The 8,825-nt window shown below is 40.5% G+C and carries 11 protein-coding genes; 6 read left to right on the forward strand and 5 right to left on the reverse strand.

The annotated features are described in order from the left end of the window. The 4 genes from IQR33_RS13325 to IQR33_RS13340 all read right to left on the reverse strand — a co-directional run. Positions 1-591: hypothetical protein (locus IQR33_RS13325; protein ID WP_193843760.1), on the reverse strand; the 591-nt coding region annotated here is incomplete at its 3' end. An 8-nt stretch (positions 592-599) separates the two neighbouring features. After that, positions 600-1,220 (reverse strand): hypothetical protein, encoded by a 621-nt coding sequence (locus IQR33_RS13330; protein WP_025767013.1) that lies wholly within the window; start codon positions 1,218-1,220, stop codon positions 600-602. Positions 1,221-1,222: 2 nt separating this feature from the next. Next, on the reverse strand, positions 1,223-2,371 hold the full coding sequence (locus IQR33_RS13335; protein ID WP_025767012.1) for a hypothetical protein: 1,149 nt from the start codon (positions 2,369-2,371) through the stop codon (positions 1,223-1,225). A gap of 11 nt (positions 2,372-2,382) precedes the next feature. Beyond that, on the reverse strand, positions 2,383-2,706 hold the full coding sequence (locus IQR33_RS13340; RefSeq protein WP_025634145.1) for a hypothetical protein: 324 nt from the start codon (positions 2,704-2,706) through the stop codon (positions 2,383-2,385). Positions 2,707-2,781: 75 nt separating this feature from the next. Between IQR33_RS13340 and IQR33_RS13345 the strand changes: the two genes are divergently transcribed. Genes IQR33_RS13345 through IQR33_RS13360 form a run of 4 tightly spaced genes read left to right on the forward strand, consistent with a single transcriptional unit; the run spans position 2,782 to position 6,715 of the window. Continuing rightward, positions 2,782-3,300 carry a hypothetical protein gene (locus IQR33_RS13345; RefSeq protein ID WP_025767011.1) on the forward strand — a complete coding sequence of 173 codons (519 nt, stop codon included), beginning with the start codon at positions 2,782-2,784 and terminating at the stop codon, positions 3,298-3,300. Next, the gene (locus IQR33_RS13350; protein WP_025634147.1) at positions 3,293-4,084 is read left to right on the forward strand and encodes a hypothetical protein; all 792 of its coding nucleotides are present in this window, start codon (positions 3,293-3,295) and stop codon (positions 4,082-4,084) included. Before IQR33_RS13345 ends, IQR33_RS13350 begins: the two co-directional genes overlap by 8 nt. A gap of 1 nt (position 4,085) precedes the next feature. Beyond that, positions 4,086-5,405, forward strand: a complete 1,320-nt coding sequence (locus IQR33_RS13355) for a toprim domain-containing protein (RefSeq protein ID WP_193843761.1) — start codon at positions 4,086-4,088, stop codon at positions 5,403-5,405. Positions 5,406-5,407: 2 nt separating this feature from the next. After that, positions 5,408-6,715: a hypothetical protein gene (locus IQR33_RS13360; protein ID WP_025767009.1), complete on the forward strand. Its 1,308-nt coding sequence runs from the start codon at positions 5,408-5,410 to the stop codon at positions 6,713-6,715. Positions 6,716-6,805: 90 nt separating this feature from the next. Here IQR33_RS13360 and IQR33_RS13365 read toward each other — a convergent pair whose 3' ends face one another. Beyond that, positions 6,806-7,312 (reverse strand): hypothetical protein, encoded by a 507-nt coding sequence (locus IQR33_RS13365; protein ID WP_025634152.1) that lies wholly within the window; start codon positions 7,310-7,312, stop codon positions 6,806-6,808. 72 nt (positions 7,313-7,384) lie between these two features. Here IQR33_RS13365 and IQR33_RS13370 point away from each other — a divergent pair, with 72 nt between their 5' ends. Continuing rightward, on the forward strand, positions 7,385-8,014 hold the full coding sequence (locus IQR33_RS13370) for a hypothetical protein (RefSeq protein WP_025767008.1): 630 nt from the start codon (positions 7,385-7,387) through the stop codon (positions 8,012-8,014). Continuing rightward, a partial coding sequence (locus IQR33_RS13375; protein ID WP_193843762.1) for a hypothetical protein occupies positions 8,011-8,825 on the forward strand: 815 nt, incomplete at its 3' end. The genes IQR33_RS13370 and IQR33_RS13375, both read left to right, overlap by 4 nt.

Consider the following 8,825-nt stretch of genomic DNA (forward strand, 5'->3'; position numbering starts at 1 on the left):
GCTAGATGTCCCATTTGAATTAATCGATTTTAAAGTGAATTTTCTATCATTTGAGCTTTCAAACAACTCAGCACAAGAAAGCATAGAAACCATAGTTTCTCCAACTGAGAACACTTCTCCTACATTCGTAGACGCTATTTGCGCTCCAGTATGATTCACATAATCATTTACTCCAGCTTTCCAGAATACATCAGCTGCTCCCGCACCATGGACGATTACATACATCCCAGAAGCTTGTCCTACCGATACAAAGGAACCAGCAGCATGAATCATAGGCGCCAATGACCCCAACGCTATTGCAATTCTTAATGGAACGTATGGTGACATTTTCCCAAAGACATGACCTGTAGCAGCAGCATTCATCATGATGTGACCAGAGTTATATATGACATTTATTGATCCATAGAGTAGGGCTAAGAAATTGAGCCCCCCCAACATGACCATTAAAGGCGTCAATGTCGCTTCTACACTCTGATTACCAAAAAGGTGATGTACCCAACCACCGAATAAAATTGCTAAAAAGTTTGTTGTCGACCCTGTCTGAACATGAGCCTCTATACAAGTAAGAGTAAAATCTGCACAAGTTGCCATAGGGGACCTCAGTTCATGGTTGCAGCTGTGATAGTGTTGCTCAGTGATTGATAGAAGAAATCGATGTACACAAGGAAAATTCCGAACCCCATATGAACAACAATATGACTAAACTTAATTTGTCCTGACATCTGTGGATTGGCTAAGAGAGTTATTCCCATCACACCTCTGAAGTAAGATATAACTCCGTAAATAGACATGACCGCAAAACAAGCTCGTATAGCAATAGAACGAGTTTGCATCCCCGTTCCTACGGTAGAAACATTGACTAGGTTAGTAGCTCGCTGACTTATGTCATCAAACATTGCCGCTGAATAGGGAGTGCTAAAGTCTAATCCTGAACCATGCCAAAATAGACTCCCCCAAGCAGCTATTCCTTCTCCAAATTTCCACATAAATGCTGAAGCGATAAAAACTGCCATTATCAATTTAGGTGAGGGAGGGCTTCCATACATTTGACTAACCATGGGGGACGACGTTCTTATCCTCATGAGGGAAAGCCATAAAAAGACACCATGGACAAATAGATATAAACCCAGCCCCTGAGCTACTAAGATTATTCCATCAACTAAAATGACAAATTCATGCGTCAGAAACCGCTCTAGAACGTCAGTGACCTCTACAGCCATAATTAGTATTTCCTTGCATTTCCAGCTATTTCATTTAGCAGTTGAGTTTGTAAGCCTAAATTGAATTCGCTTGATAGCTGGGAATCCAGTATATGACCCAGCAGAGCAAGGACCCTTGCATCAATTTGAGCGTTCATTCTTTGGACTTGTTCCACAGTGGTAAAATTAGCCTTGCAAGCTTGACCAGCTGGCGTGTTTAACCAATCATCCATTTCACGCTGGGTATTTACCATTGCGGCTTTACGTGAATAACAAGACTTGTCACCACCATTTCCGTAGAGCTTTATTTGCTCAGGAGAGTTATAGAAATCAATATCAGCCTTTATTTGCTCAAGAATAGATTGAATAGGGCGCCCATTTTCATCACGAGGGTTGGTGAGCCCGTTAACTCTAAGAGCTGTATTAAATCCAGCTGTTGTTCTTAGATGACGTTTAAGCCATCGGTTGTAAGCCATCTTTGCATCTGCACCCGAGCTTTCATTGATAACTTGGTTATTCTCACCGCGGGGCATTTTATTTATTTCACCGGAGCTAAAAAGTACTTTAAGCATAGTGTCAGTGCGCTCTTTCTCATCAGTCGATTTGGAGTAGCCACCTTCACCCATGCCGGGTAAAACACCTTTTATATTTAATAAATCGAGTTCAACAGTATCTCCATGCGTAACGCCCTCTAAAAGTGATACAGACTCATCTGCTAATGATTGCAGCCCTGTTTCACATCTATCTCCTTCACATTCAATTTCATCTGAAAGCTGCACAGCAAAATCAAGGCTATTTGTCTGGGCTTCGCAATAAAAGTCATCTGTAGCTTCATAAAGTGCAGACACCGCTGCTATGCCATCACACATCAATGGTGAGGGTTCCATCTTTGCTTGAAGCTCAAGGTTAGAAGTTTCCGAAACACTGTTAGAAATGGCCTGTGTTGATGCGAGTTCGCGCATCGTATCTTGAGATGCTTTCCATTCCTCCATTAGTTCTGTCATTGTCATTTCAGAAATCTTTAACCCCTTTTCTTCAGCCCATAACATCGCATCTTGAGCACTTTGGCTGATTATCTGACCTAAGCCTGTTGGGTCTGTACAGATTACGGCGTTTGCTTTCCCAGGCAATAAGACCGCGAGGGATAAACTTAATAACGTTTTCTTAAACATTAGCGTGCTCTCTATAAATCAAACCCACCAATATCAAATGATAGGTCTTGAGTTGGTTGAGACGGTGAGTTTCCATCATTTGATGGTTTAGATGGAGTTGCTTCGTTGAATAGTTCGGAGAAGTCGAGTTCAGGCACTTGTGTATGTTCAATAGAATGACCAGTCTTCAACGCCCTATCCGTATTCAATGCGTATTCTGAAACACCAATTTGCAGACACATATGTTCAAACTTTGCATCGTTTAGTCCAACCTCGCGATTCGAGGCAGGGTGGTTTCTTAAGATATGCATTTGTGGGTCGACCAATGGGCCGATAATTGAGTTATTGAATTTCATTTCAACCTCTAATAGACTCGAAACTAATGTCATATTACAATAAAAAACAACATCAGCAAAACCCAAAAGTCACCTATGATTAGACTAACGTTCGATAAAAAATGGATAGATGAATACTGGCAAGAGGTTGAGCCAAAAGTAATGAGCAGCATTTCATCCTTTGAGGCCAGAGAAAGCTGGGTTGTTGAGGATCAGTCTCCATCATTAAGAGAACTTAATCGCATTGCTGAAAACCTACCTCAATTAGCAAATTTCCCATTGAATCAGGATGTGCAAGAGCAAGCCGATCGATTACTCGTAATCTTGGGGTGCTTACCGCTAAAAACGTCTTTAGCTGCTTTTGGTTGGCTGGGGGCTTTCAGTCAAAACGATCACAAATGGAATTACATCGTCTCTATCCACGCGAACCAAACTCTATCGAGTCAAAGGATAGAAAACCGAAACCGGTATAAGTTTGCCAAAATTCTTCACACAAGATTAAACCTCTTCAATTTTCTAATCGAATTCGACAAGCAATATTTGAGTGACGATGCAACTCGATTGGCACTGGCAACTCACAAAAGATTAATTCAGGAGAATACTAAGGATGGATAATAATAAAATTATTCGTTTTGCACTTCTAGCTTCAGTCATTGCAACTGTCACTCCCTTTAAGAGTGAAGCAGCAAGGGTATGTCGACAAAAAGTCTCATTGCCAGCACCTTCAGCTGGTATATGTGACGTAGATACTAGCAATCCTAAGATGGGAAACCCATTTGCTTATATAGACCCGACACAAGGGTGTGATTTCTCTTTTAGTTTGCCAGGTCTACCTTCGTTTAGCCTCGATGGTTTACAAGGAGCTCTATGCGATACCATTCAGGATATTGGGCAGCAAGGCATTGACGACGCACTTGGCCCTGTACTTGATGCGATTCCAGATAGTGTAGACCTCGACCTAGATAATTTGATGGAAGGCATCTTCGATGATCAAATTGAGATGCAAAGTAAATTTTGCCCTGTCTATGACGACAAGGGAAAACTGGTTTCGTACGAATGTGCGTCTGATGGGAATGGTGGCGGTGACATTATAGACATAGAAGACCCTGATCATGGAGACAGAGAATGTTATACACAAAATGGAATTACATACTGTAAGGATGATGAAGGAGAGGTAACTGAACCAGACCCAGAACCTTATGACCCTGAGAAAGACCCAACTTTGCCAATATGCTCAGAGTTAGACAGTTTCTTTGACTCTGAAGGTAACTTAATACCTTGTAGAAACGGTACAAGCAGACAAGCCGTTTACCCTCAATCTGAACAAAACCTTCCTAGTTCATCAAGAGATACCAACCAATCTACCAAACCAAAATGGGATGTGAAAAAAGGGTGGTAATGTGAATTTAATACTTGTTGAAAGCAGCCTTAAATCGAAGCAAGTTAACTTGGCTCTAGGTGCACTAGGTATTCAAGAAGAGTTTACTTGCGGATTTACTATGGGGAGAATTTTCGATTTTAAGGTCGGAGACCCTTCTCTAAAGTGGTCCCCAAGGAACTCTGACGTATACCAGTATCTGTCTACTCAAATTCAACGCTCAGACAATGTTATCGCTATGACAGATGCTGACGAACAAGGAGAGTACATCGCCTACCAATTGCAAACCATAGCAAATCAATATGGTCGTTCACTTGTGAAAGCCGATCTGAGTGAGTTATCACCTTTAGGCATAAAAACAGCACTGAGTAAGGTTAGGCCAATAAACCTAGACGTTGTAGCACAAGCACATACAGAACGACTATTAAATCTTAAAGTAGCCAATTATGGTATCAATCAGGGTATTGGACCAACGAGTATTCATAAGTTAATGGTTGCAAGCCATTTAATGGATACACCTACTCTTAATGTAGCTACATTCTTAGATGATGAAAGTTCCGTTAAAGCCCTAACTTACAACACTTCTCTAAAGTCAGCCGAGTCTGAATTAGTTGAAGTTCCAACGAAACCGCCATCAACCTTAAACATCTACCAGAACGTAGCAATACACTACGATACGCCTGTCTGTGATATCGCAAATAATCTTCAAGACTTATATCAATCTGGAAAGCTTTCATACGGGCGTGTGACCGAGAATTATTGGTATCCAAGTGCAGAGAACTCCGTAGAAGATACCCTAAGCGAGCTTTGTGTAGCTATAGACATGGAAAGATTTGCGGCATTAACAGAAAGAAACCAAGCCCACTCAGCTATTTATGTCGTTGATCATCGTTCCGTGTACAGCAAACATTCAGAAGTAGAAATGGTAACTGAATTTACAAAAAGTGCTTTGGGCTTGAGCGATAAAAAGACGTATCTAGCTGATGCTGGTGGACCTATTTTGTCAACTGAAGAACTAGTTCAGCCTGGTTTAAAACGCAGCTCCCCAGATATCCAGATCTTACAAAGCTTAAATGAACTTGGCCTATATAAGCCTTCTACCAGCCCAACTCTTTGTAGTTCCCTTAGCTCAGCTTTTTACATTAACTCACAACTGAACAAAGAAGCTCTAAAGTTTCAGTTTTCTATCACTAAGCGTCTTTTCCCTTCTCTCTTAGAACATATAGAGATGCGTCAAAATCCAATCACCCAACAAGTAAACCATAAAGTAGATGGGACGGAACTAACTATCACTAACAACATGGCCAACACCTTGTTTGATAATTTAACGATGAGTAGGTAATCATGATCAAATTCCATAAAAAGAAAGGTTTAGCACTATCATTAATGGCCTTAGCCAGTTTCTACGCTTTTGCTGAGTATAAAACTGATAAAGCACCTATAAAAAGTAATCCGACAAGTGAGGTTTATGTTAGTGGATCGAGTACTTTGCCAATTGAACACCTCGTTGAAGAAAAAATGAGTGTAACCACATACAAAATAATTAAAATCATGGAAGACACTAACCTTTATGCCGCCTTCACAAATAAAGGGACATTCATTGTTGATAGCGATGTTAACTTTGCAATTAAGGGGAAAATGATTGATCTGTCCAATGGCGATAACATCCTTGGTCGTATATTCGGCGCACATAAGGATGAGATACAGTCAATAATCACCAAAGAGAAGGCAATAGTTGCTTTCACCGATAGCAGTCATAAAGCTTCAGTCAAATTGAGCGACACCAAGCCCAAGCCTCAACCAATTCCAGCTGAACCTTCTGAACATAACACCAACTTAAACAGCTCTCATGAAGAAAAGATTAACGAGATTTTACGTAAATCTCCAGGAGTTCAGGCGTTAATCAAAAGAAAGTTGGCCATGGAGGCGAAACAAGAACAGCTTGAGCATCAAGAAAGTTCTGATTCTAGCAAACAACAACCCGTAACCCAGTCATCTATTCCAAGCGTAAGCTCCGAAAAAACATCTAACACAATCATGGATGAATTAAAGAACATCGAGCCTCATATGCGTCAAAAGTTAGGACCTACATACGCTCCGATGCTTCTTCCAGCAATAGATGATGATAGCTTTATTGTTTATGAAAATGATGCAGATGTCCCTTATAAGGGAACTTTGACAGTTGCTACCGATTTTAGTTGTCCAGTATGTAAACAGCTACATACTCTAATTCCTTCTTTAAATGCTGAGGGTGTAAAGGTACGTTACATGCCTTATCCTAGAAAACGGATTATTGATTACCCATTCGAGAATAACTTTACAGTCGATCAGTATATATATCGTACTCACCAAGAGCCCCTTAATAGCTTTGGTGAGTTAGTGCTTAATGGATACTGCTCTGATGATAATAAAGCCGCTTACAATGAACTCTTTTCAACTAAGAGCTTAAGAGACTTTCCAAGTAACATTTCGAAGAGTTGTGAAACTAAAATGAGGGAATTCAAGATTTTGGGCGATTTAATGTTCGCAGGTGGAACTCCCTACCTAGTTTGGGGAGACGAAGACACTCCAGCAAGTGAAAGGGGTTATATTCGCGGAGTTATGAGAAGTGATAGAACAATTTTCGATCTACTAAAACGAAAGGAAAGTTAGTAACTAGATAATAACTTTAGATATCATCCCAAACCCTGAAACTTTATTTGGCCCATCTTGGGCCAAATTTTTATTCAATATAATAAAAGTCTAATCTATGGGAGTTACTACTATTGCATCCGCATCATCAGATTCATGATTACCGTCATATGGCACTAGAGTAATTAGAGAGGCAGATTCTAACTTGTTACCAACGCTTGCTGTAACAGGTAGGCACATATGAAGTTGACGATTCTCACTCTTTGTCATGTTATGAACCCCTCTGCGAGATCGTTCAGAAACAATCACCTCCGTTTCGACTTCATAATGCAATTGCAATTCGTGACTACTTGATAAAGAGAGTGGTGTTGGTTCTACTTTGAACCCGGTAAACTCAATTTTCTTTACAGCATCCCAAACTTCACCTAGTGGCCAACCTAAATAGTGGTTGTGTTTTGAATCAATAGAATAAGCAATCATAGAAGACATACTCCTTGAAAGTCCTATTCTACCTTCCGACACTTCTTTAATTTCTAGGCTGAAGATAGAGTATAGCTCTATGTCTGCTCGCCCACTAACTGCAGCAATCCAGGCTGCATTTCCCTCATAGTCACCCATTTTACACCATTGTTTTTAATTGATGAATGTCCTATATTATACAACTATTACCCCCCGCGCAACGAGGCAAACATGAGGTTCGAAGATAGCCTACAAGACCATGTTTTTGATTCAATTAGTAGGTCATTAGGTCTAACTATCAATGAAAAGCAACACCTTCAATTTGCAGTTAACTGGAACACGAATGAGTTGATGCTTTCGTCTTACATGGCTGCTAATGCTCTTAACGGAACATCTACGTTTAACTGCCAGCTTCCTATTGTTTCTATTGATGAAGATGGGGATATAACATCGCTCGAACTCCCCCATGAAATTGATTGGAGCAAGCCAAAGCAACAGTCCCTTCTATCCATAATAGAGATGCACGGTATTCGTCTTGATAAAAGTGAACCTAGTGAAAACTTTAAAACATGGCTAAGAGTTGCACAGCTGAATGAACTACATAGTGTTATTAAGCGATCCGTTGAACACCATCGTAGTAGCAATGCACCGAATGCCCATCAGATTCCGTTGTTATTAGATAGAACAGACTATCTCTTCGAACCTTCGTCAGGATTGGCCGTACCTAACACGCAATCAATGCTAAGTAATCGTGTTGAAAACCAGATAATCAACCAGACAACCTACAAGCACAATCTAATTCCAGATAACGAAATAGTGGTTAACCCAGCGTTAGACAATGCTATTGGGGTGGAAAGATGAAGAAATTCTTTACAATTGGGGTGGCTATTGTTGCATTCATTCCGTACACAAGCCATGCATTCTTAGCTTGGACGATTGTAGATCCAGCCAAAACAGGTCAAAAAGCTAGTCAAACAGCCACTGATGGTATGACAGCAGCTGAAAGAGCGCTGACTAAGTCTCAAGAAATGGCAAACGAGATCAATAACGCGATTAAATCATTCCAAAACGACGACAACCTCAAAGCTTTCCATACAGCTACTGTATCAGGTAGTCACTCTGAAACACACAATTTGCTAATGCAATCAAAGATGGAAGTTACACCAGGCCTTTGTGAATTTGTTGAGAGGGCGTATGTAGCTAATTTTGATGAACAAGGCTGTCTATTCTTTGATGATGATGGCCTAACTAGTTCACTAGTAATTGAGGGGGAGAAGGTACTTCCTGGAAAACTAGCTGAAGAAACCTTTGATAAACTTAAGTCCAGCATATCTCATAGAACTCCTATTGGCGCACCTAACCTTCACGAAGAATACACAATCCTTCTAAATGACACCTTTGGGCAAGCAGTATTGAGTGAGTTATCGCACGAAGACCGTTTAGCTATGGATCAGTTAGTTGGTCTGTTAACAACTCAAAATCAATCTACGATCCCTCACCCAAAAGACATGAAAGGTTCTGACGATGAACTCAGATTAACTAGAAAACTGAATAGATACCTTCGAAGTGACTTAGCGATTGCCACTATGAAATCGAGTTATATAAAACGCTCCCAATTGAGCGATATGAACTCTATTCAGTCAGATATATGGCAAGGCAGAACGGAAGAGCT

This window comes from Vibrio sp. OPT46 (assembly GCF_015163535.1).
GTDB lineage: Bacteria > Pseudomonadota > Gammaproteobacteria > Enterobacterales > Vibrionaceae > Vibrio > Vibrio alginolyticus.

What these genes read in the sequence shown, in the direction of transcription:
- IQR33_RS13330 (WP_025767013.1), bottom strand. Translation starts at nt 1,220, where the DNA reads ATGGCTGTAGAGGTCACTGACGTTCTAGAGCGGTTTCTGACGCATGAA.
- IQR33_RS13335 (WP_025767012.1), bottom strand. Translation starts at nt 2,371, where the DNA reads ATGTTTAAGAAAACGTTATTAAGTTTATCCCTCGCGGTCTTATTGCCT.
- IQR33_RS13340 (WP_025634145.1), bottom strand. Translation starts at nt 2,706, where the DNA reads ATGAAATTCAATAACTCAATTATCGGCCCATTGGTCGACCCACAAATG.
- IQR33_RS13345 (WP_025767011.1), top strand. Translation starts at nt 2,782, where the DNA reads ATGATTAGACTAACGTTCGATAAAAAATGGATAGATGAATACTGGCAA.
- IQR33_RS13350 (WP_025634147.1), top strand. Translation starts at nt 3,293, where the DNA reads ATGGATAATAATAAAATTATTCGTTTTGCACTTCTAGCTTCAGTCATT.
- IQR33_RS13360 (WP_025767009.1), top strand. Translation starts at nt 5,408, where the DNA reads ATGATCAAATTCCATAAAAAGAAAGGTTTAGCACTATCATTAATGGCC.
- IQR33_RS13365 (WP_025634152.1), bottom strand. Translation starts at nt 7,312, where the DNA reads ATGGGTGACTATGAGGGAAATGCAGCCTGGATTGCTGCAGTTAGTGGG.
- IQR33_RS13370 (WP_025767008.1), top strand. Translation starts at nt 7,385, where the DNA reads ATGAGGTTCGAAGATAGCCTACAAGACCATGTTTTTGATTCAATTAGT.